Source organism: Burkholderia cepacia complex sp. TUM26381 (assembly GCF_057439935.1).
Genome location: NZ_CM172007.1, coordinates 1601219 through 1623765, shown reverse-complemented (window position 1 = coordinate 1623765; position 22547 = coordinate 1601219). Strand labels below are relative to the sequence as shown.

General features: G+C 66.3%; 21 protein-coding genes. 10 read left to right on the top strand and 11 right to left on the bottom strand.

Going from position 1 to position 22547, the window contains the following annotated elements; translation table 11 throughout:
• Positions 1-15 precede the first annotated feature (15 nt).
• A complete protein-coding gene (locus tag ACWMMN_RS24040) occupies positions 16-1104 on the bottom strand; it encodes a hypothetical protein (protein WP_486424051.1) in 1089 nt (362 codons plus the stop codon).
• A gap of 297 nt (positions 1105-1401) precedes the next feature.
• Between ACWMMN_RS24040 and ACWMMN_RS24035 the strand changes: the two genes are divergently transcribed.
• The 3 genes from ACWMMN_RS24035 to pal all read left to right on the top strand — a co-directional run bounded on the left by ACWMMN_RS24035 (position 1402) and on the right by pal (position 4317).
• The gene (locus ACWMMN_RS24035; RefSeq protein WP_059240525.1) at positions 1402-1980 is read left to right on the top strand and encodes a hypothetical protein; all 579 of its coding nucleotides are present in this window, start codon (positions 1402-1404) and stop codon (positions 1978-1980) included.
• Between the two features lie 223 nt (positions 1981-2203).
• A complete protein-coding gene (locus ACWMMN_RS24030) occupies positions 2204-3415 on the top strand; it encodes a porin (RefSeq protein WP_486424050.1) in 1212 nt (403 codons plus the stop codon).
• Positions 3416-3825: 410 nt separating this feature from the next.
• On the top strand, positions 3826-4317 hold the full coding sequence (gene pal / locus ACWMMN_RS24025; RefSeq protein ID WP_256086361.1) for a peptidoglycan-associated lipoprotein Pal: 492 nt from the start codon (positions 3826-3828) through the stop codon (positions 4315-4317).
• A 275-nt stretch (positions 4318-4592) separates the two neighbouring features.
• On the opposite strand, the gene ACWMMN_RS24020 is transcribed toward pal, so the two are convergent.
• A complete protein-coding gene (locus ACWMMN_RS24020; protein WP_486424049.1) occupies positions 4593-4991 on the bottom strand; it encodes a hypothetical protein in 399 nt (132 codons plus the stop codon).
• 142 nt (positions 4992-5133) lie between these two features.
• Here ACWMMN_RS24020 and ACWMMN_RS24015 point away from each other — a divergent pair, with 142 nt between their 5' ends.
• Positions 5134-5298, top strand: a complete 165-nt coding sequence (locus ACWMMN_RS24015) for a hypothetical protein (RefSeq protein WP_340624928.1) — start codon at positions 5134-5136, stop codon at positions 5296-5298.
• 89 nt (positions 5299-5387) lie between these two features.
• Here ACWMMN_RS24015 and ACWMMN_RS24010 read toward each other — a convergent pair whose 3' ends face one another.
• The 3 genes from ACWMMN_RS24010 to ACWMMN_RS24000 are packed head-to-tail and all read right to left on the bottom strand — an operon-like array spanning position 5388 to position 10224.
• Complete coding sequence (locus tag ACWMMN_RS24010) at positions 5388-6647, bottom strand: cytochrome c (RefSeq protein ID WP_174992144.1); 1260 nt, start codon at positions 6645-6647, stop codon at positions 5388-5390.
• The gene (locus ACWMMN_RS24005; protein WP_059240521.1) at positions 6644-7348 is read right to left on the bottom strand and encodes a (2Fe-2S)-binding protein; all 705 of its coding nucleotides are present in this window, start codon (positions 7346-7348) and stop codon (positions 6644-6646) included. Before ACWMMN_RS24005 ends, ACWMMN_RS24010 begins: the two co-directional genes overlap by 4 nt.
• Positions 7345-10224, bottom strand: coding sequence for a xanthine dehydrogenase family protein molybdopterin-binding subunit (locus ACWMMN_RS24000; protein WP_486424048.1), 2880 nt, complete (start codon positions 10222-10224; stop codon positions 7345-7347). Before ACWMMN_RS24000 ends, ACWMMN_RS24005 begins: the two co-directional genes overlap by 4 nt.
• 490 nt (positions 10225-10714) lie before the next feature.
• On the opposite strand from ACWMMN_RS24000, the gene ACWMMN_RS23995 reads away from it, so the two are divergent.
• Positions 10715-12265: a sensor domain-containing diguanylate cyclase gene (locus ACWMMN_RS23995; protein ID WP_059240519.1), complete on the top strand. Its 1551-nt coding sequence runs from the start codon at positions 10715-10717 to the stop codon at positions 12263-12265.
• A gap of 263 nt (positions 12266-12528) precedes the next feature.
• Complete coding sequence (locus ACWMMN_RS23990) at positions 12529-12804, top strand: hypothetical protein (protein ID WP_059240518.1); 276 nt, start codon at positions 12529-12531, stop codon at positions 12802-12804.
• A 169-nt stretch (positions 12805-12973) separates the two neighbouring features.
• Here the strand turns inward: ACWMMN_RS23990 and ACWMMN_RS23985 are convergent, their stop codons facing one another.
• From ACWMMN_RS23985 to ACWMMN_RS23970, 4 genes are all read right to left on the bottom strand, one after another.
• Positions 12974-13357: a nuclear transport factor 2 family protein gene (locus ACWMMN_RS23985; protein WP_059240517.1), complete on the bottom strand. Its 384-nt coding sequence runs from the start codon at positions 13355-13357 to the stop codon at positions 12974-12976.
• A gap of 171 nt (positions 13358-13528) precedes the next feature.
• Positions 13529-13996, bottom strand: a complete 468-nt coding sequence (locus tag ACWMMN_RS23980; RefSeq protein ID WP_174992139.1) for an MEKHLA domain-containing protein — start codon at positions 13994-13996, stop codon at positions 13529-13531.
• A 271-nt stretch (positions 13997-14267) separates the two neighbouring features.
• Positions 14268-15323, bottom strand: a complete 1056-nt coding sequence (locus tag ACWMMN_RS23975) for an aldo/keto reductase (RefSeq protein ID WP_486424047.1) — start codon at positions 15321-15323, stop codon at positions 14268-14270.
• A gap of 97 nt (positions 15324-15420) precedes the next feature.
• Positions 15421-16002 carry a flavodoxin family protein gene (locus ACWMMN_RS23970; protein WP_486424046.1) on the bottom strand — a complete coding sequence of 194 codons (582 nt, stop codon included), beginning with the start codon at positions 16000-16002 and terminating at the stop codon, positions 15421-15423.
• A 118-nt stretch (positions 16003-16120) separates the two neighbouring features.
• On the opposite strand from ACWMMN_RS23970, the gene ACWMMN_RS23965 reads away from it, so the two are divergent.
• Together ACWMMN_RS23965 and ACWMMN_RS23960 are read left to right on the top strand one after the other, a co-directional pair.
• Positions 16121-17026 carry a LysR family transcriptional regulator gene (locus tag ACWMMN_RS23965; RefSeq protein WP_059240513.1) on the top strand — a complete coding sequence of 302 codons (906 nt, stop codon included), beginning with the start codon at positions 16121-16123 and terminating at the stop codon, positions 17024-17026.
• A 96-nt stretch (positions 17027-17122) separates the two neighbouring features.
• On the top strand, positions 17123-18157 hold the full coding sequence (locus tag ACWMMN_RS23960) for a succinylglutamate desuccinylase/aspartoacylase family protein (RefSeq protein WP_059240512.1): 1035 nt from the start codon (positions 17123-17125) through the stop codon (positions 18155-18157).
• Positions 18158-18283: 126 nt separating this feature from the next.
• On the opposite strand, the gene ACWMMN_RS23955 is transcribed toward ACWMMN_RS23960, so the two are convergent.
• Entirely contained in the window at positions 18284-18760 is a 477-nt protein-coding gene (locus ACWMMN_RS23955) for a GNAT family N-acetyltransferase (protein WP_059240991.1), read from the bottom strand.
• Positions 18761-19030: 270 nt separating this feature from the next.
• Positions 19031-20098 carry a hypothetical protein gene (locus ACWMMN_RS23950; RefSeq protein ID WP_486424094.1) on the bottom strand — a complete coding sequence of 356 codons (1068 nt, stop codon included), beginning with the start codon at positions 20096-20098 and terminating at the stop codon, positions 19031-19033.
• Between the two features lie 436 nt (positions 20099-20534).
• Between ACWMMN_RS23950 and ACWMMN_RS23945 the strand changes: the two genes are divergently transcribed.
• Together ACWMMN_RS23945 and ACWMMN_RS23940 are read left to right on the top strand one after the other, a co-directional pair.
• Positions 20535-21458 carry a recombination-associated protein RdgC gene (locus tag ACWMMN_RS23945; protein WP_059240511.1) on the top strand — a complete coding sequence of 308 codons (924 nt, stop codon included), beginning with the start codon at positions 20535-20537 and terminating at the stop codon, positions 21456-21458.
• 492 nt (positions 21459-21950) lie between these two features.
• Positions 21951-22511, top strand: a complete 561-nt coding sequence (locus ACWMMN_RS23940; protein WP_256086354.1) for a GNAT family N-acetyltransferase — start codon at positions 21951-21953, stop codon at positions 22509-22511.
• Positions 22512-22547 lie beyond the last annotated feature (36 nt).

The following is a 22547-nucleotide window of genomic DNA, read 5'->3' as shown; positions in this document are numbered from 1 at the left end:
ACGCATGCGACCGCCTCAACCGCCCGCGTCGCCCCACCGTTCGCAGGTGCGAAGTGGCCCCTGCGGGCAATCGTCGATCGTGTGCGCATCGCTCGTCAGCACGTAGCGGTTGGGCGCGTTGTACGGGTAGCTGGGCGGCAGTTGCAGCGCGACCCACGCGCCCGCATGCCGGCTCCACAGAAACAGCGGGCTGCGCAGCCCGAAATCGCCGACCAGGATCCGGTCGCCGTCCGGTGACACCGACGCCACCTTCGGCGCATCCCAGAAGTCGTTCGGCAACGGCAGCGCGGCCAGCACGGGCGACGATGGCGCGGCCCCATTCGCGACGACGACCCAGCGGCCGTCCCGCCTGACGACAGCCGGACATCGCGCGGCATCGGCGCCCATCGTGAGCACCGCGGTCGCCGGCTCATCGTCCAGACATTGCAGCCCCGGCTGCGCGGCCAGCTCGCCGCCGCCGTCGGCCAGCCGCTCGAGCCGGATGTGTTCGACGGGCGTGTCGCACGGATGCACGTCGCTGATCCAGCGCTGGCCGAGCCAGCCCGTATGCTCGACGAAACAGGTTGCGCCGTCGCCGGACGGGCCGCCGGGCGACGGCACGCGCTCCATCCCGCGGCCAGCGGCATCGGCGAACAGCAGCCCGCCGGTCGTATAGCTGTGGCGCGGAATATTCTTCCCGCCGCCCGTGGTGGCCTGCCAGCGATACGACCTCGCAACGACGCTGCGGACATGCTTCGTACGCTCCGCCATCCGGTTGAGGGTCGCGGTATTGAAAAGCAGCGTAACCATCACGAAGATCGCGCCGTTCAAAACCAGCACGAACCACGCGATCAGTTGACGGTCCTGGTTGACGATCCCGGGAAAATACAGCTGATTGTGACGGGCCGGACGCACGATCCACACCCAGCCGAGCAGCGCGTAAAGGACGATCACGCAGGTTTGCACGCCGATGACGTAAGGATTGCCTGCCTGCGTGTCGATCGTCCCCGTGCGGTCGACGCGGTAGAGCATCACCAGCGTGACCGCCATCGTCGCGAAGGTGAACGCGAACAGCAGGGCCGCGCGTTTCCCGAGGGAAAAGTGACGAGGCGTGATCAGTCGCATGAAGGAAACCGGGCGGTGTGGGTTGCGCGCAGGATGCCGGACCACCCGGATTCTAGCGATTGACGCCCGGAGCGTCACGCGGGCCACGGCGTTGCACGGGCCGCCCGATTCGTTTGTAGAATCGGCCTGTTCGCCGTTGACGAGCCGATCTGCGGCATGAGTCTCGGCCGCCGCTGCGGCCGATATCGGGCAGACGAGCGAAGCGGTCGAACCCGATGGAATGCAGCGGCATTACACGGCGCTTCCGTCCGGCACGCAGCACCACATTGGCGTCGGGCGGCCACCACGACATTCGCGATGCACTACCACCCAGACGACATCCGCCGGCTGTTCCGGAGCATTCCGACGCTGCAGTTGAACCGCCCGGCCCCGGCCGAACGGTTTCTTTCCGCCGCCGTCGATACCGGCAACGAACTCGAACAGGTGTTGCGCGACTACCCGCAGGTCCGCTACCAGCCGCTCGACTTCCACTATTTGTGCCAGCAAAGCCTGTCCGTACTCGACGACGCACTGCTGGCCGACCTGACCTCAGACGCGGACTTCGGGTGGTACGGCGCACAATGGGCCGCGCTGCTGATCGCGTTGTCGGGAGAGGCACGCTACCTGCCGCACCTCGACGACGCCAGGCACCATCGCGGCGTCGCGTGGACGGCCGAGCTGGCCGAGGCCGCGGCGGGCCCCGATGCGGCTTCGTCGGCCTGTCGTTGCTGCCGGTCGATCGTGCTGCTGCGCAATCAGCTGGCCGCATTGCCGCGCGTTGCCGTCCGGTTGAGACCCTGGCTGTCGCCCGAAGCGCTCGAAGCCAGGGCCAGCACCGTTCGCGCCGCGTATCGCAGCGGTGGCGCCGACGCCGCCTTGCCGCTCGCCCGCCGCTGAGCGTTCGATCGAACCCTCGCGCGATCGCGGCCTGAACCGCCACGCGCAGCGCGACGCACGCCCCTTCCCGACTGAATCCCCGCAGTCGACGCACCGCGATTCCGTGCGATTCCGCAGAGGACCTTTCCTGTGCAACGCCTTAATCGACCGCCGCAGGATCTCCAATAATGGCCGCTCGATCCGCCAGCCGCCACACCCGGCCGGCCAAACAACAAAAACTCCTATGCATTCCTACCAGATTCACCAGCATGCCGGCGCACGCGTCGCGGGGACCGTCATTGCCGCATGCCTGACCGGCCTCGCACCGGGCCTCGCGCACGCACAAAGCAGCGTGACGCTGTACGGCCTGATCGACACGTCGATCACCTACTCGACCAACCAGCGCACGCACGGTGCCGGCTCGCCGGGCAGCGGCAGCGTCGCGATGACGAGCGGCGCGCTGAACGCGTCGCGCTGGGGGCTGCGCGGCCGCGAGGATCTCGGCGGCGGGATGGCCGCGGTCTTCGCGCTCGAGAACGGCTTCTCGGGCACCACCGGCAAGCTGTCGCAGAAAGGCGTCGACCTGTTCGGCCGCCAGGCGTGGGTCGGCGTGAGCTCGAAGACGGCCGGCACGCTCACGTTCGGCCGCCAGTACGACCTGATCCTCGATTTCGTGACGCCGCTCGGTGCGTCCGGCCCCGGCTGGGGCGGCAACCTCGCGGTCCATCCGTACGACAACGACGATTCGAACCGCAACCTGCGCATCAACAACGCGGTCAAGTACACGAGCCCGACGTATCGCGGGCTGACGTTCGGCGCGATGGCTGGTTTCTCGAACACGGCTGGCCAGTTCGCCAACAACGCAGCGTGGAGCGCGGGGGTGTCGTATGCGAACGGGCCGCTGAAGCTCGGCGCCGGCTACCTGAAGATCAGCCGCGACCGCAATGCGCCGAATCCGGACGGCGCGCTGAGCACGGTCGACGGTTCGGCGACGATCACGGGCGGCAACCAGCAGATCTGGGCGATGGCCGGCCGTTATGCATTCGGGCCGCACTCGGTCGGCGCCGCCTGGTCGCACTCGACCACCGACGGCGTGACGGGTGTGCTCCAGGGCGGCAACATCGCGCCGCTGAAGGGCGAATCGCTGGTGTTCGACAACTTCACGATCGACGGGCGCTACTTCGTCACGCGTGCGCTGAGCGTCGCCGCCGCCTACACGTACACGATGGGCCGCTTCGACACGCGCACGGGCCAGACGCGCCCGAAATGGAACCAGGTGGTCGCGCAGGCCGACTATGCGCTGTCGAAGCGCACGGACGCGTATCTCGAAGGCACCTACCAGAGCGTGAGCCGCGGCAACGGCAATCCCGCGTTCAACGCGACCGTCTGGACGCTGACGCCGTCGGCGAACAGCAACCAGGCCGTCGTCGCGCTGGGGCTGCGACACAAATTCTGACGACGCGGCGCGTCGCTGCCGAACGGCTCGGCCGGTTGCATCCGGTACGCGTTGCCGGCACCGCCCGATCGTCGCGATCCGCACTTGATAAGGCCGCGCCCGTGCGCGGCCTTATCGCTGTGGCGTCGCGTACCGCACCCGGCAGGCGGGAGCAAGAATGTCTCCCCGAGTGTCGCGTCTGCGCAAAAAATGCGGAGAAACTGGTCACGTTGTGACATTTTTCCTAATCTATTTGCAGCGACACCGTTATTCGACGTTCCGGCCGCAACACACTTTCATCTGGCGCACCACTGGCTTACGAACCTGCATCATGCCGGCGAAGCCGGACCTTTCGCGCCATGACGGCCGGACTGGCGCGTGCAGACGGCACGCGCCGCGCTTTCAACGCAGTCAACCGCTGGAGACGAACGATGAGCAAAATGAACCGATTTGCGGTCCTGGCAACCTTCGTACTACTGGCCGGTTGCCACAACGCGGCGAAAACGCCCGAGAATGCCGGCATGGCGCCGACGCCCTCGAGCGAAGCCGTCGCGACGGTGTCCGCCGACGATCTCGACAATCCGAACAGCCCGCTCGCGAAGCGCAGCATCTACTTCGATTTCGACCAGTATTCCGTGAAGCCCGAATTCCAGTCGCTGCTGCAGGCGCACGCCGACTACCTGCGCAGCCATCCGTCGCGGCGCGTGCTGATCCAGGGCAACACCGACGAACGCGGCACGTCGGAATACAACCTCGCACTCGGTCAGCGCCGCTCGCAAGCGGTGTTCAGCGCGCTCCAGACGCTCGGCGTGCCAGCCACGCAGCTCGAGGCCGTCAGCCTCGGCAAGGAAAAACCGGTCGCGCTCGGTCATGACGAGGACGCGTGGGCGCAGAACCGCCGCGCCGATCTCGTCTATCGTTGATTGGCCGCCGCCGCGACGGCGGCCCACGCATGACGGAAAGCCACGCAGGCCGCTGACCGTCGTCACGGCCGCGCGGTGCCGTCCCGGATTGCCCGGTTGATACGCATCATCGGGCAAGCGCTCGATGGCGCTTCGCGTCGTGCTCAACCCCGGCGTTCGAACTGCCGGCGCAACCGGTACGACATCACCGCTGACGTCGCGATCGAATCGAGGATCGCAACGCCGTCGATGCCGACTACTCCGTCCATGCCAAGCAGGACTGCGCTCAGAAACGCCTATCCGGTCATCGCGCCCGCGCCGATTACCCCCAGCAATACGAGTCGGCATCGTCGTACGCGCATGCCGATCGCGCCCATGATGCCGCCGGCCACGATCGCAGGCAGGACATCGCCGAACCCGAACGACGCGACGCAGATCATCGGCACCCTGCCCGCGCAGAGTGCCCGCGTGTCCCATTGCGGCCCGTGGATGACGGACCACGCAACCAGCATCACGAGCGGCCATGCGAGTGCGGCCATCAACGGGCCGCCGATGGCGAACGACACGCAGCCGAACAAGACCGGACGGGACGTTCGCAACGGCTCGCGAGACGCTCGCTCGGCGATGGCACGCATGGCTGTTTTTGTCGGAATCGGAATGGCGGCGTGCCGGGGTGTATCAAGTCGCCGCGCCATGCCGTCGATCCGGCCCCTTCGCGCGCGACGATACGCAAAAAGCATGGAATAAACGGCCCGTCGAAACGTCTTTTCATCGCGCAGACGCGCGGTTCACGCGAACCGGCCTTTCCTGCGGCCTGCGCGCTGCAAGGAGATTGCAATGAAATCGGCAACGTTGGCCGCGGCGCTGGTCGCGGCGCTGATGCTCGTGCTGTCGGCGGGATGTACGTCGTCGGGCAGCGGCGTGTCGCAAGGACCGGGCATGAGCCGGTACGGCGGCGGCTCCGGAGGGAGCGGAGGCGGTGGCGGTGGCGGCGGCTACTGAAGCGCCGCAGCAATAGACGGGGCGACGCATCGCGCGCAAGCGCCGGAAACCGGCTGCCTCGCGCGCGACACCCCGCCCCGCGGTACGACTTAACGCATCGCCTTCACGTCGGCCGGCGTGACGCTCGCGGGCTGGCCGCCCCACGTCGCGCGCAGGTAATTGGCGAGCTGCGCGAGTTCATCGTCGCTCAGCGTGTGCGCGAAGCCCGGCATCGGCTGCAGGTTTTCGAAGCCGGCGAACTTCTGCTCGCCGATGCCGTCGAGCATCGCGACCAGCAGGTTGCGCGGATCGCCCTGGCGCACCGTCGAGTTGCCGTTCATCGGCACCGCCACGTGCGGCTTGCCTTCGCCGTTGAAGCCGTGGCAGCCCGCGCACACCGCGAGATACACCGAGCGTCCGGCCGCCAGCTGCGCGGCATCGGCCGACACCGGCTTCACCGGTTCCGGCGCGGGCGGCTTGTCGCCAAGCAGGTACACCGACAGCCCGCGCAGGTCGTCCTTCGTCAGGTACTGCGTGCTCAGGTGCACGACCGGATACATCTCGCCGAACGCGGAGCCTTGCGGCGCGATGCCGACGCCGAAGAACGTCTGCAGGTCGGTGCCCGTCCAGCCGCGCGCGGCGAGGCCGGCCGGCGTGATGTCCGGCGCGGCCACGCGGCCGAGCGCGGCACCCGCGAACGGCTTCGCACCGTCGAGCTGGCCCGTGAATGCGCGCGGCGTGTGGCATTCCGCGCAGTGGCCGAGCGCACCCGCGAGATAGCGGCCGCGCTGCCAGTCGGCGGATTGCCCGGCCGACGCATCCGGCAGGCTGTCCTTCAGGAACACCATGTCCCAGAAGACCATGCCGAAGCGCAGGTTGTACGGGAACTTCAGGTCGTGCGCGCGGTTTTCCTGTGCGACCGGCTTGACCGTCATCAGGTACGCATACATCGCGTCGGCGTCGGCGCGCGTGAGCTGCCGGTACGACGTGTACGGCATCGACGGATACAGGCGCTTGCCGGGCGCCTTGCCGTCGTGCAGCGCGGCGTAGAACTCGTCCGCGCTCCAGTTGCCGATCCCGTGATCCTTGTCGGGCGTGATGTTCGAGCCGTAGAACGTGCCGAACGGCGATTCGAGTGCCGCGCCGCCGGCGAACGGCGCGCCGTCCTTCGCGGTGTGGCACGCCGCACAGTCGGCGGCCTTGACGAGATAGCGGCCGCGCGCGACCTGGTCGGCGCCGGGCGCGCCGGACGCAGCGTTCGAGGCCGGTGCGTCGTGGCCGCCGCATGCGGCGAGCAGCAGCGCGCAGGCCGCTGCGAGTGCGGGCAGGCCCGCAGCCCGCGCGACGCGATGAGCGAGTGTGCGTTTCATGCGGCGTCCTTCACGAGTCCCGGCGTCGTCAGCACCACGTCCTTGACGGCTTCGTAGTAGCGGACATAGCCCGTGCAGCGGCAGATGTGCGCGTCGAGCGCGTCGGTGATCGTGCGTTCGACGTCGGCCTTCGCGATCGGCTCGCGCTTCAGGCGTTCGATCAGCACGGTCGCCGCATTGACGAAGCCCGGCGTGCAGTAACCGCACTGGAAGCTGAAGTGCTCGAGGAATTTCTGCTGGATCGGCGACAGCTCGACCACCTCGCCCGCTTCATTGCGCTTCGCGTGGCCTTCGATCGTGCGGATCGAGCGGCCGTGGAAGAAGTGCGCGCCGGTAATGCAGGTGCGCATTTCCTCGCTCGTGCCGTCCGGCTTGTCGACGATCACGACGCACGCGTGGCAGATGCCCTGCCCGCAGCCGAGCCGCGAACCGGTGAGGCCCGCGTACTCGTGCAGGAACTCGATCATCATCAGCCCTTCCGGCACCTGCATCGGGCCGACGGACTTGCCGTTGATGTTCACCGACAGCGGCTTCTGCTGGAAGCGGACAAGCGGACGCTCGACGGCGGCCGGCGCCGATGCCGGCGTAGCCGGCGCGGCAGGAACGGATGCCGGTGCGGCCGAAGCCGCCGCCGGCGCGGAAGCGCCGGTCGCAGCCGCGCTGGCGCTCGCGGCCGAAGCCGCGGTTTGGGCGGTCGTCATGCGAGCACCTCCTGAATCTTTTGCGGGGTCACCGGCAGGTCGGTGAAACGATGGCCGATCGCGTGCGCGATGCCGTTCACGATCGCGCCGACGACGGGAATCATCACCACTTCGGCGACGCCCTTCGGCGGATCGGTCTCGGACAGCGGCGGCAACACGTCGCCCGTCTGCGTCCACACGGCGACATCCGACGCGCGCGGCAGCTGGTAACGGTTGAAGTTCCACGTGCCGTTGCCGGGGCCGTCCTCATAGAGCGGCAGGTACTCGTGCAGCGCGTGACCGATGCCCATCGCGAGACCGCCCTGCAACTGGCCCGACACGAGCTGCGGCGAAATCTGGTTGCCGCATTCCATGATCGAGTGGTGCGTGAGCAGCTCGACCTTGCCGGTCGCTTCGTGCACGGCCAGCTCGACGAGCGTGCCGACCGCCGTGTAGTACGTGACGGCCGCGTTGTTGCGGCTCGTCGGCGGGATGAACACGCGCTTGCGGTCCAGCACGCGATAGCCGTTCGCGGTCGGCGCCAGCGTGACGCGCATCGCGGTCGCGCCGGCCGGCGCGGCCGTGCCCGGCACCGGGCCGTTGTCGGCGCCCGTCTTCGGCGCGCCGACGCGCAGCGACAGCGCGTCGATCGGCAAGCGCTCGACCGCACCGCCCACTTCGAACTCGGCTTCGGTCCACTGCCAGCGGTTGAACACGTGCACGGCGGCGCCGGTCGGCAGGCCGAGCGCATGCGCCTGTTTCGCAAGCTGTTCGAACGTCAGCGGCTCGAGGCCGTCGGCGGTCAGCTTGCCGTCGACCCAGCGCGCGTCCTCGATACGGATCGTGTACGGCGCGGCCTGACCGCCGCCGAGGCCGCGCGTCCAGATCGACATCGCGGCCGGCCACAGGCCGTAGCGGAACACCGCACGGGCGGCTTCGCGCGTGCTGTGCGTGAAGTAATATGCCGAGTTCGTCGCGCTCGACGGCGACGCATAGCCCGGCGACCAGCGCGGGTTCGCGCTCAGGCGATCCTGGTCGGCCTGCGACATCAGGTACGGATCGCCGCTCGTCTCGACCGGCAGGTCCGGCCATTCGGTCTGGGCCACGAGCACGTCCGTCGCCGGACGGCCGAGCCATTTCGCGACCGCGACGGCCTGCGACGTCGACATCCCGGTGCCGATCTCGGCCGCCGTGTGCCGCAGTGACACCTTGCCGTTCTCGTCGAACTCGACCTTCGCGAACGACGCTTCCGCGCCCGTGCCGAAATCCTTCTGCACGCACGCGAAGCCGACGCCGTAGCGCTTGCCCGGATGCGCCGCCTCGAATTCGGTCTTGCGCGCGGCACGGCGCGTCCACAGCGGATGCTGCTTCGCGCGCTCCAGCACTTCGTCGACGCGCAGCGCGCCGGCGGGAATCGCACCCTGCGTGTTCTTCATCCCCGAACGCAGCGCGTTGCGCAGACGGAAATCGATCGGGTCGATGTTCAGCTGCGCGGCGATCTCGTCGATCGCCATCTCGGTCGCGGCCATGCTCTGCAGCGTGCCGTAGCCGCGTGCCGAGCCGGCGTCGATCGCGCGCGTCGCGATCGCGACCGAAGCCAGGTCGCTCTTCGGGAAGTAGTAGATCGATTGCGCGGCCGTGGCGCCGACCATCGCGACCGACGGCGAGAAGTTCATGCGGCCGCCGCCGTTCGCCTCGAAGTCGCCCTTGAACGACTGCAGCAGGCCCGTATTGCGGTCGACCGCGATCCGGTAATGCATCTTGAACGCGTGACGCTTCAGCGACGTCTGGAACTGCTCGTAGCGGTCGTTCGCGAAACGTACCGGGCGGCCGTCCGCGTACAGCGCGCAGACGAGGCCGTAGAACGGCACGTTGAAGTGATCCTTCGAGCCGTAGCCGACCGTGTAGCACGGATGCACGAACAGCTTCTTCACCGGGAAGCGGCATTTCGCGACCATCGCGGCCGCGTTCTCCGACACTTCGAGCGGCGACTGCGTCGGCACGACGAGGTGCAGCGACTGCGTCGCGGCGTCGTACCAGCAGTTCGCGTTGTCGGGCTCGAGCGCGGCCGTATCGACCGACTGCGTGTTGTATTCGCGGTCGAACACGAGCCAGTCGGCCGTCGGATGATCGAGCTCGCTGGCGATCTGCCCGGCCAGGAACATGCCCTGCTCGTCCAGCTTGCCGTGTTCCTTGCCGTCCGGCCAGACCGGCAGGTGCTTGCGCATCATGCTCGGGAAGATCGGCGCGTCCTTCAGGCTCGAATAGACGTCGTCGTCATAGGCCGTCTTGCCACCCACGCGCACGTAGCGGAAGGTACCCCACGGATCGCGCTCGAGCGGGCCCGTGACCGCGCCGTAGCGGATCACGTCGTCGCGGAACTTCAACGCGTTCTTCGCGAAACGGAAGCGCGCGAAGTCGTGATAGATGAGGATCGCGACCGCATGGCCGAGATACGCGGGCGTCTTGCCGGCCGGCAACAGCATGTCGTCGCCGTAGAACGCCGGGAACGCGACGCCGTCGCGCGCGAGATCGTCAGCCGTGACCACGCGGTCCGGCTTCAGGTCGTCGCCGAGCAGCGACAGGTCGAAGCCTTCGTACGTGCGGTCGGCCTGCGTGACGCGCAGGATCAGCGCATGCGACTGCTGCTGGGGCCAGTGCGGCATGTCGGCCGCGCGCACGTCGCGGGCGAACACTTTCGAGCCCGTGACCTTCGCGATGCCGTCGATGCGGAATTGGGGGATGCCGGTGACGCTATCCCATTTGACGGGGGTAAGGAGTTTTTCTTCGAAGAGCGCCGCGAATGCGCGGCTGCCCAGGGGCGCGACATACACTGCGACGCCCGCCAGCACGCTGGCTTTCAGAAAACCCCGCCGTGACAGGCCGTGGTTTTTCATTGGGGGGAACCTCCTGATGCGGCTCGGACGGCGATAGGGTGTCGCGGCGTTCGGAGCGGCGCGCATTCTGGCATTGTTTTAGATATATCGCCTATAGTATTTCTCGCATGAAATACTTATTGAATTTCTTATAACGGGATTCAGCCGGGCTGCGGCGGGCGGTCGCGGGCAGCGATTCGTCTGCGTTTAACCCGGATTCGCACGGGCTTTGGCCGTGTCGACCTCACCCGACGAGCACGCGCGCCACGCATTGCAGCCGGTCTCCGGTCGGCCCTCGCGCATCGTTCCGTTCGCAACGATGCTGCCCTCGCGCCGTCGAATGCGCAAGCCTTTCGCAGGCGTGGTTTACGACTAGCGCGCGGCGCGGCCGGCTGCCCCGCGCTGTCTATTTTTCATGGTAATGTCGTGCGCATCCGGCTCGGCCGGTGCTTCCGCCACGTGCCGTGCGGGCGCCGCCAGCCATCCCGACAGCGTGTCGAGGTCAAAAACCATGGCAGTCAGGGCATCTCTCCTGAACTCCGTTCTCGCCACTCCTCCCTCCGGCAACCACCGTGTGACGGCTGCGCTGCGTCCGTCGATGCTCGTGACGCTGTTCGAGGACGTGCGTCCGATGGCGCTGTCCGGGCTCGCGAGCGGCTTCGTCGCGGCCGTGGCGCTGATCCGGCTACAGCAGCTGTGGTGTCTCGCGTGGCTGATCGTCGACGTCGGCCTGCTCGTCGCGCGCCTGTCGATCGCACGGGCCTACGCGGTACGGCGCAACGCCGGCGACGACCGCGCCGAATTCTGGGCGGCGCGCTATGCGCCGGTATCGCTCGTCGCGTGCTTCGTGCTCGGCCTCGGCGTGATGGGCTGCGTGCAGGCCGTCGACGTCGAGCTCGGCACGCTGTCGGTGATGGTTGCGGGCGGCGTGTTCGGCGGCATCGCGTCGCGCAATTCGGCGCTGCCGCGGCTCGCGATGACGCAGGTCGCACTCGGCGTGCTGCCGATCGGCGTCGGCGCACTGCTCGCTCACCGGTCCGGCGCGTGGCTGCTGCTGCCGCCGCTCGCGATCTATCTTGCGGCCATGCGCACGGTCGTCCAGCGCCACTACCGCGTGCTCGTTGCGCTGATCGCCGCACGCCAGCGCAACGCCGAACTCGTCGCGCGCTTCGACGCCGCCCTGACCTACATGCCGCACGGCCTGTGCATGATCGACGGCGACAGCCGCGTGATCGTCGCCAACCGGCGCACCGCGCAACTGTTCGGCTCGCCGCGCGAAATCATGCTCGATACGCCGCTGCCGGCCGTCGTCGCGGCGCTCGGCACGAACGCCGTGACCGATCCCGGCGGCCTCGGTCTCGCCGCGCAGTGCGACGCGTGGCTGAGCCGCAACGAACCCGGGCCATTCGACATCGCGCTCGTCGACGGCCGCCAGCTCGAACTGACGCGTCACCGCGTGCCGGACGGCAACGCGGTGATCATCGTCGAGGACGTCACCGCGCGCCGCCAGACCGAACAGCACATCCGGCACCTCGCGCGGCACGACGCGTTGACGGGTTTGCCGAACCGCCACGAACTGCATGCAGAGCTCAAGCGGATGCTCGCGCGCCGGCCGCGCCTGCCGAGCCCGGCCTTCGCCGTCATGTATCTCGACCTCGACGGTTTCAAGTCGATCAACGACCGGTGCGGCCACCAGGCCGGCGACGAAGTGCTCACGCAGGTCGCCGAGCGCCTCGGCAAGACGCTGCCGCGCGGCGAGTTCGCCGCGCGTATCGGCGGCGACGAGTTCATCGTCGCGATCGACGACACGACGATGCAGGCGTGCTCGATCCTCGCCGCGCGGATCATCCGGCAGATCTCGGCGCCATACACGCTGTCGATCGGCGAGACCGTCTGCATCGGCATCAGCATCGGCATCGCGCTCGACGACGGGCACGGCTCGCCCGACGAACTGATCCGGCAGGCCGACAGCGCGCTGTACGACGCAAAGTCGGCCGGCAAGGGTATCTACTGCTTCTATTCGAGCGGCAGCCGCCGCATGGCGCCGGCCGCCACAAACTGAGCCCGCGACACTCGTGTCGCCCACTGCCTCTCCGTCTTTTCCCCGCCTGCCGCATCCTCCTGACGATTCAGTTTCGCAACGCTTTGCGGGTTCGCACGTGGCGCCGCACGTTCGCGTGTCACGTGACGTGTTCCGTAACACCGCCGTTCGCCACGCATCACGTTGGCCGCAGAAGCCCGCACGATCGACGCAGCGCAAGGCTTTTCATGGTTGGCACTCTTATTGCTCTCTGTCAGGGAAACAGGTTGTCAGGGAGACCCAACATGAATACCGTCGAAGTCCTCAGCCGCAGCGATACCATCGACGAACTGGACGTGATCGACGGCGCATCGCTGATCCGCCGGCTCGTGTCCGAACGCCGCATGCCGGTCACGCGCGAAGCTGCCTGCGTCGACAATCCGCCGCTGACGCTGTACGGCGCGTTTCGCCAAGGCATCGCCGATCACGGCACGCGACGCGCAAATCCGTATCGCGCCGGCAGCCGTTTCTGGGCTCTGTGGGAAGAGGGGCGTCTCGAAGCTGAAACATCGGGACGGTAAACCGGTTACGCGCGCCGGCCCTGTCGCAGCAAGGGACCGGCGCGAAATTCGGCACACGAATGCAGGCGGCCCGCGTGCCGGCATGTGTTCACAGCTGCAACATCCGCGTGGTCTCGCGTGCCGTTCTCGCCGCTCGGGGCGAGAAGGTTGATCCGGCCGCCATGCCTTGTCACGTGATCTGCTGAACCCATTGCCTCCGCCAATCCGGCGCTTCGAACGGATCGGAAAAATACTGGGTCTCGCGAACGACCTTGCCGTCGCGGAACACCATGATGCTGACCGTGCAAGTCGGCCGGCCGTTATAGGTGATCGCGTATTCCGTGACCCATAGATTGCCTTCTCCTTGAATTCGCCTGACGTCGAAACCTGCCGGTTTGCCGGGATGATGACCCCGCAATGCCTGCAGATTCATTCGTCCCAGGATGCGTTCCCCTGATTGCGGATAGTCACAGACGACATCGTCATCGTAAATATCGTGTTCCGCGTCGAGATCGCCGGCCGCGGACGCTTGCCAGTGCGCATTCAGCGCTTCGCGTATTCCCTCTTCCTGCATGGAATGCCTCCGGATACCGTTTCACGCGTGTCGTGGAACACACCCGCCGCCTCCCGTCTCGATGACGTCGAGACTCCACATTGGATGTGCTCTTGAGTGTCCTGGCTCGGGAAAGCAGCGGCCGCCACGTCCTCATGATAGGTAGTGGCCCGCCAGGGCGCGAATGCGCGATCAGATGTCGCGCGTCCGCGGGATGACAACCGCCTGGCCATGCAGTTTGCCGTCCGCGTCGAGAAGTTGCCACAGGGTCGCTTCCTCGATGATGAAGCGCTGGCCTGACTTGGTGACACGCACGCCCTTGTAACCCGTCTCGTAGCCCAGCCGCTGTACGCGTGCCAGGAATTGCTGCCGCTCCTCGCGATTCGGGGCCTCCGCGGAGAGTCGGGACGGAAGTCGGGTGATTTCATCCCAGCTGTATCCAAAGCGACGCTGCGCGGCCTTGTTGCCGTAAATGAAGAGCGGGTCCGAGTCGGTGTTGTGCGCGAGTACTGCGAACGGGGCACGCTCGTAAAGCCACGCGGTAGCTTCGTCCGCCGGCACGGCCTCGGGCACCAGCGGGAGACCAAGCAGCCGCGTGTAGCTGTCGGCAAGGAGCTGATAGAACGCTGAACTGCTGTGGAGTGGAATGATCCGAGACATGTCAACGGAGATCGTTGGTCGATGCAATGGGCGAAGACGCTCAGGATATAGCATCTGCAGGTGACGTTTCCTGGTCACCCTGCGTCCACCGGTGGCGTGAGCGGTGTTTGAACAATCGACGGTCAAGCCGAGCGATGCGGACACGCCGCTGTCCGACGTACGGACGCGACCAAGGACCGCTTGTGCGCGCGACCTCCCAACTGCACCACCTCCGTCATGTTCGACACCAGGTGGTTTTGCAACCACCCGGCTCGAACGCGGCCGCATCTTGTTATGTCGACACGACGCCCTTGAAAGGCTGCGGCACCCTGCCCGCCTCCTGACGATCGATCATCCAGCCCGGATATGCGGGCGGTAACGCACTCACTGCGTCCAGACTCGCAAGCTCGTCCGCGGTCAGCACGACATCGACCGCGCCGAGATTGTCTTCGAGCTGCTCGACCCGTTTGGCGCCGACGATGACGCTCGTGACATGCGGTTTCGCCAGCAACCAGGCAAGCGCGATCCGGGCAACCGAGACCCCGTGCGCGTCGGCGATGGAACGCATCGCGGCAACGCACGGCCACGCTCGCTCGAGGTCGACCGGCGGAAAGTCGAAATGGCTGCGTCGCGCGCCTTCCTCGTGGGGCGCACCGGGGCCGAACTTCCCCGAAAGCAGCCCGCCGGCGAGCGGCGACCAGACCAGGAGGCCCATCTGCTCGTCGATCGCGAGCGGCACCAGTTCGCGCTCCACGTCCCGTCCGGCGATGGAATAGTAGGCCTGCAGCGTCTCGAAGCGCGTCGCATGGAGCCCCTGGCTAATGCCCAGCGCCTTGCCGATTTTTCCGGCGCGCCAGTTCGAGACGCCGACATGGCGAACCAGCCCCTGGCGCGTCAGATCGTCGAGCGCCCGCAGTGTCTCTTCGATCGGCGTGACGGAATCGCTGGCGTGTATCTGGTAAAGGTCGATATGGTCGACCTGGAGGCGTTCCAGGCTGCGCTGCACGGAATCCATGATGTGACCGCGCGACGCCCCCTGATCGTTGGGCTTCGGGCCCATCGCGCCGGCCGTCTTGGTCGCCAGCACGATTTCGTTGCGCGGGACGCCGAGGTCCCGGAGCGCCTGTCCGACGAGGCGTTCGGACTGACCGAACGAGTAGATGTCGGCGGTATCGATGAAGTTGATTCCCGCCTCCAGCCCACGGGAAATCAGCCGGGTCGCGTCGCGCCGATCCAGTGCGCCGATCGCCGCCCACATGCCGGCATCCGCGTTGCCACCGAGTGTCATCGTGCCGAGGCACAGCTCCGAGACATACAGGCCGGTGCGGCCCAGTCGCTTGTATTTCATGATCGATTTCCTTCAGGCTCGGCTGGAAAAAAATGCGGCGTCGTCCGGTCCGGTGCACGGTGCACGGTGCACGGTGCACGCCAGGACTTCCGTTGATTCAGGACTGCCCGGCCCGAAACTGTCCCGCGATCGTCGCAACGCGTGCGCCATAGCGGCGTGCGGTCTCGAGATCCCCCGGCGACATCTCGTCCGGCGACGCGTCGGCCGGCGTCTGCGCCATCGGCGCGATATAGGAGCCCATGCGGTTCAGGTCGTCGCGCGCCGACGCCTTCAGGTTCGCCGGCTTGATGTCCATGCTCACCCAGATACCCCCGTGCTGCCCGGCCAGCAAAACGAAGTATTCGAGCGTATTGAGCTTGTCGCCGTTGATGCTCGCGCTGTTGGTAAAGCCGCCGAAGATCTTGTTGCGCCACGCGCCGTCGAACCAGGCCTTCGACGACGCATCGGCAAACTTCTTGAACTGCCAGCTGGGCCCGCCCATGTAGGTCGGCGAGCCGAACAGGATCGCGTCGGCGCCGGCCAGCGTGTCCCACGCGCCGTCCGCGAGGTTGCCGTCGGCGTCGATGGCGACGAGTACGGCGCCGGCGCCCTCGGCGACCGCCGCGGCCAACCGTTGGGTATGTCCATAGCCGGAGTGGTAGACCACGGCTGTCTTAACCGGAGAAGTGAGTTGCGTCATGGTTGCGCCCTTCCGTTGAGGTTGTCGTCGGGTGACGACGTCGGAAAGCACTCTACTGGGTCACAACTGAGTTATAAATGACGATCGATTGAACGTTCTGTTACTCCGTGGGTGAACAATGCAAAACCTCGATGCGCTTTTGATCTTTGCGCGTGTCGCCGAAATGACGAGCTTCACGCGGGCAGCCGAAAGCCTGGGCATCCAGAAAGGACGTGTCTCGATGGTGATCCGGCAACTCGAGCGCGACGTGGGCGTTGCGCTGCTGCATCGAACGACGCGGAGCGTGCAGTTGACCGACGACGGCCGCGCGTTCTATTCGCGCGCACGGGACCTGCTGGCCGACGTCCAGGCGCTGCAATCGATGTTCTCCGGCGACAGCACACGCCTCCGGGGACGGTTGCGCGTCGACATGCCGACCGAGCTGGCACGCAGCGTCGTGGTGCCCGCGCTCCCGCAACTGATGGCGGCACATCCGGAGCTGGAACTGGAGCTGTCGAGCACCGACCGGCGTGTCGACCTCGTGCAGGAAGGATTCGATTGTGTGATCCGCATGGGTCCGATCGTGGACGAAACGCTGATTGCCCGGCCGTTGGGCCGGCTGCGCATGATCAATGCGGCAAGTCCCGATTATCTGGCGCGGCATGGCGTGCCGCATACGCTCGACGATCTGCTCAGCCAAGGGCACTGCATGGTCCACTACTCGCTGACGCTCGGTGCCAGACATGCCGGCTGGGAATATCCGAGCGGCGACGGCTATGCGACGCTTGCGCTGCCGAGCGCGATGCAGGTCAACAACGTGCAGACCTATCACGCGGCCGGGCTTGCCGGCATCGGGTTGATCCAGGCCGGCTATTCAGGGGTCGCGAATTACGTCGCCAGCGGCGCGCTGGTGGAGGTGCTGCCCGACCTGCGTCCGGAACCGCTCGCCGCGTCGCTCGTCGTGGCCCATCGGCGCAATCTCTCGCCGCGCGTCCGGGCGTTCATGGATTGGATCGAACCGGTATTGGAACCGTATTTCGATTGAGGGCGTGAGAACGGTCGAGGTTGCACGCGCCCGGCGCGCCGCGCGGCCGTCGTTTCCCGATAAGATGGCAGATTCCGTTCATCGAACGACGCTGCCATGACCGCCTCCTCCTCACACCGAAATCCCATTCACTGCGAAATCGATCTCGACGCGCAAGGCAAGCACGCGGGCTACCTGCGGCTGCCGCACTCCGTGCACCGCTCGGCATACGGCTGGCTGCCGATCCCGATCGCGTCGATCCGCAACGGCGACGGCCCCGTCGCGCTCGTGATGGCCGGCAACCACGGCGACGAGTACGAAGGCCAGATCATCGTGTCGCAACTGATGCGCGAGATCGAACCCGAGATGGTCAGCGGGCAACTGATCCTGCTGCCGATGGCGAATTTCCCGGCGGCGGATGCGGGCCTGCGCGTGTCGCCGCTCGACGAAGGCAACCTGAACCGCAGCTTCCCCGGTGACCCGGCCGGCACGCCGACGCAGATGATCGCCCATTACATCGAGCATGCACTGCTGTCGCGCGCGCAGTATCTGGTGGACCTGCATTCGGGCGGCAGTTCGCTGCTGTATCAAGGCGGCAACATGCTCGCGATCGATCCGCTCGACGCCGACGAAGCCGCGAAGCTCAACGGGCTGCTGGTCGCGTTCGGGTTGCAGAATGCGCTGCTGCATGCGCCGAATCCGGTGCATTCGGCGTCGGCCGCGCGCCGGCAAGGCGCGATCTCGATCGTGACCGAACTCGGCGGTGCCGGCATGGCCGATCCGTCGCTGATCCGGCTCGGCCGCCACGGGCTGCTGCACTACCTCGGCTACATCGGCCTGCTGCACGGCGCGCTCGTGCCCGACGCGCCGCCAACCGTCACGCGCTTCATGCGCGTCGACGGCGATCGCCATTTCGTCTATGCGTACGAGCGCGGGCTGTATGAGCCGCTCGTCGAACTCGGCGATCAGGTGAAGGCCGGGCAGCCGGCCGCGTGGGTGCATTTCCCCGATACGCCGCTGCGTGAACCGGTGCTGCATCGGTTCAAGGGCGATGGTGAGGTGGTGTGCAAGCGCGTACCCGCGCAAGTGCAGCGTGGGGATTGCATGTTTCAGTTGGCGGAGTTGTCCACGCCGCCGCGTGTCATCGCGTGATGAATCCGGTAGACGCGTTCGGGAAGATCGGCGTTCGAGGGAATCATTTGACCGGGCCTTCCACTTCCCGACCGCTTCGCCATTGAGGAAAAAGGCCGGCTCGGTCCGTCACTGCCCCTTGTCCATCTAGACACGCACCCGAAGGATTGGAAAGCATCTTCCCGGAATGACGGTCGACGCTTTCTCTCCCACTTTTTCCGCACCCAGCGACAAATAGAATGGCACGGCATTCGGATCTGCTTCGATCACGAAGCACCTGATTCCCCTTTCGGCGGCGTCCTTCCTCAGTTCGGACCATAACGCACGGGCGACGCCCTGCCCCATATGGTCAGGATGAACGAATAACCACCCGGGGGTAGGCTCATCGGAATCCATCAAGGCTCTCATCCAGAACCCGATTATCTGCTCGTCGGTTTCGGCGACGTAGGCCATTGAGCCTTCGATCATCTCGGGCGTAATCGTAAGATCGGCCTGCCACAGATCCAGCCATTCCCTGGGGTAACCCCAGTGCGCCTTCGAAAGAAAGGCGAGCTGCGTCAGTTGGCCTGCATCCGAAGAGCGGCCGGCGCGTATCACAAACCGTCGGTGCGTCGAATCTCCCATGTCGCGCATTCTAGCGGGCAACATCCGGAAGCGCATCGTGGTCGTGCCCGGTGTTTGCGCGACGAGGTTTCAGGAATGGCCCCGCCTCATCGCCTACGGGTCGGCCGCGGCCGCGGTCGCGGTCGCGCGTCATCGCCAACAACGGGCCGAACCCGGTCGGTGCCCGCTGCGGCCATTCGCGGCCGGCACAACCCGCCCCGCGAACGCTATCGACAACGCTTCGCAACCGTCGTGCGCCGGCGCCAGCCCGTATTGCAAACACGCTGACCGTCAGTCGGACGACACGGGCAACTCGTTTCCCTGCGCAGCACCGCATTGATGGCAATGCGGGAAGAAGAAGAAATTCCGGCCACCGCATTCGCATACATTGAAAAGCCTCAATCCGCAATGGACGCAGAACGTGGAGTCGTCGCCGCCGAGATTCCATTGTTTGTCGCATGACGGGCAGCGCTTTTTTTCGAGTGACCGCACGGCTTTTTCGTATCCGATCGTGCGCGCACGCTCTCCCCGATCCTGCTGCAATTCGAGCCGTTTGCGTTCGGCATAGCGCTGAAATGCCTTCATCATGTAAAGGCCGGCGAATACCGTGAGCGCAATGCCGACCAGGACCCGGACATAGCCGCCGAAATTCGGCAGGTACGGGACCAGTTCGATGAAAAACGCGCTCAGTGCAAACAGGCCAAAGCCATACACGAAAGGCCAGTAGCGCATCTTGCGGTAGCGTATGAACAGCCAGATCGCAACCAGCAGTATCGGTAACGTCAGCGCAAGCCGCAGTCCGAACACCTGCATCTCGTAATGCCGTGTTGCCGCGTCGAGGCGCCGTTCGGCCGCCGCGTCCGCTTCGGCGATTTGCGTGTCTACTTGAGTCTGCTGCGACGTCAGTGCCCGTTGCTGGTCGCCGATCGCATCGATCTGACGCTGCCAGCTGACCACCACGGCCTGGAGCGTATCCAGCTTGTGCGTTCTCGCCAGAATGTCCGGGTCCCGCGCACTGTCTCCCGTCACCGAGCGGGTTGCCAGCCAGTTGCGGAAACTTTCCTTCTCGGCCGCGTACTCCTTCGCGGCGCGGCCGCGCGCGACTTCCATGGTGTCGACCTTCTCGGCAAGCGCGTCGTGCTGCGCCTGCAGTTGGCGCCGCGCCGCGTCCAGCCGCGCTTTTGCCGGCGCATCGGCGAATTGCTCGATGACGGGCGAGCCCCCGCTCGGGGCGAACGCCATGTCGCGGATCACGAGACTGCCGAGCATGTTCAGAAAGACAGCGAAGACGATCGCAATCACCCATGAGGCGAGTCGCAGGAGCCGCGCTGGACTGGTCAGGCCGTCGCCGGAAGTCATCATTGTTTTTTTCCTTGGTTGGAATGGTTTCCATTGCCATCAATCGCGATGCGACCGTCGATTGTCTCTTTCTCGCCGATTACAACCCGACACTGCCCTGATGCCGCATGCCGCCCCGTCGCCGCCGCTTGCATGCGCTGGATCGAGGGCCAGAAACCGGACGTTCGAAAACGCCTGCGGTCAGCCCATCGACTCCGCTCCGGGCGGAGCAAGCTCCGTCGGCACAACATTTCCGGGATGAAAACCGGTTGCACGTGACAGCGCGATGCGACGCTGAACACGCATCCGTTGCAATTGGGAGCGGATTCGCGCAAGCCGACTCGCGTCTGCCGGGAACTTTACCGCAGACTTGCCGGGCTGCCGCACGAACGCGCGCTTCCGCTGCCGGCCGGGAACGTCAACGTCATATAGAATGGTGCGCTTTGCCTGCCCTCCTATGTGGTTCAAGAATCTTCAGCTTCATCGTCTTCCGGCACCTTGGGCCGTTACCCCCGACCAGATGGAAAAGTGGCTGGCGCCTCACGCGTTCCAGCCCGGCAACAGCGTCGACATGCAGAGCGCCGGATGGGCGTCGCCGCGCGACGACGGCGCGCTCGTGTATTCGATCAACCGGCAGATGCTGCTGGTGTTTCGTGCCGAAAAGAAGCTGCTCCCGGCGTCGGTCGTCAATCAGGTGACCAAAGCACGTGCGGTTGAAATCGAGGAGCAGCAGGGCTTCAAGGTAGGCCGAAAACAGCTGCGCGAACTCAAGGAGCAGGTTGTCGACGAACTGCTGCCGCGCGCGTTCAGCATTCGCCGCGATACCCGCGTGTGGATCGATACGGTGAACGGCTGGCTCGTCATCGATGCGGCGTCACAGGCGCTGGCCGACGACGTTCGCAGCCTGCTCGTCAAATCGATCGATCAGTTGCCGCTCGCCGGCGTTCATGTGGCGCGTTCGCCGGTCGCCGCGATGACGGATTGGCTGCTGTCCGGCGAGGCGCCGGGCGGATTCACCGTGGACCAGGATGCCGAGTTGCGCTCGAGCGGCGAAGGCGGCGCCACGGTGCGATACGTCGGCCACGCGCTGGAAGCGAACGACATGCGCCGGCACATCGAAACCGGCAAACAGTGCATGCGCCTCGCGATGACCTGGGACGACCGAATCTCGTTCGTGCTGACACCGTCGCTGACAATCAAGCGTGTCACGCCGCTCGACGTCATCAAGGAAGCGACGGATCCCACCGCGCAGAATGACGATGAACGCTTCGACTCGGATGTCACGCTGATGACGGGTGAATTGGGGCGGATGCTGACCGATCTTGTCGAGATCCTGGGTGGCGACCGGCACGAATCGGTTCATCAGGCGGCAGCAGCCTGATCGCCGTCGTCGTCGAGGATCATCGCCCCGCGACGGCGGGGCTTCGCGCCGGCGCGACAATTCGATCAGGACCGCCGCCACCGAGGCGGCGGGTCGCGGCCGGGCGCTCGCGCCCCTGAAGAGACAGTCTCGAATCGGCATGGCCGGCGGACCATCGAAACAACAACACCCTGCCGATCCGCGGCGTTCATATGCGTCGCCCGCACGCCGAACGGGCGCTGCTCCCCACCGCCCCGTTCTCCTCGCCCTACCCCGCGCCCCCTGCAAGCCTTCTGACGCTTCCCGCGAAATCCTTATCGAAATTGCTTCGTTCGCCTTTGCCGGCCGCGCCGCTAACGTGTTCAAAACGGCGGCGGCCCGCCAACCGCATCGCAGGATGCGCAGCGGCCGCCGCCATCACGACAACAATGTCGCGATAGCGGAACAGACCGGACGGGCCGCGTGCCCGCACCCCGCCAGGAACGTCCGCATCGTGCGCCCTTCGCGATGCCCATGGCCACGAACGACCGCATCATCGATACGACGCCGCTCGACGTCCGCGCGCAGCCGCTGATCGACGCGCTGATCGACGAGTATTCGACCCGTTACGACGCGTACCGCCCCGACAGCCGCGCGTCCGCCCGCGACGAACTCGCGCGCTATCCGGCCGAACTGTTCGCACCGCCCGAAGGCGCGTTCGTGCTGCTGCTGCGCGACGGCGAAACGGTCGGCGGCGGCGCGTTCAAGCGCTACGACGCACAGACCGCCGAGCTCAAGCGCATCTGGACACACGGCGACCTGCGTCGCCAGGGCCTCGCACGGCTCATCGTCGCGGCGCTCGAACTGCGCGCCGCGCAGCAGGGCTACCGCCGCCTCTACCTGACCACCGGCTTTCGCCAGCCCGAAGCGTGGGCGCTCTACGACCGCACCGGCTATACGCGGCTGTTCGATTCGTCGATCGACCCCGAAGCGTATTTCCACCTGCGGTTCGGCAAGGATCTCGTCGATCCGTCACGCACGTCGACGCTCGCCGACCTGTGGGCACCGGTGCCGGAACCGGCGCTGCCGCGCTGACGGCGCAACGCCCCGCATTTCACCTCGCACCCTCCG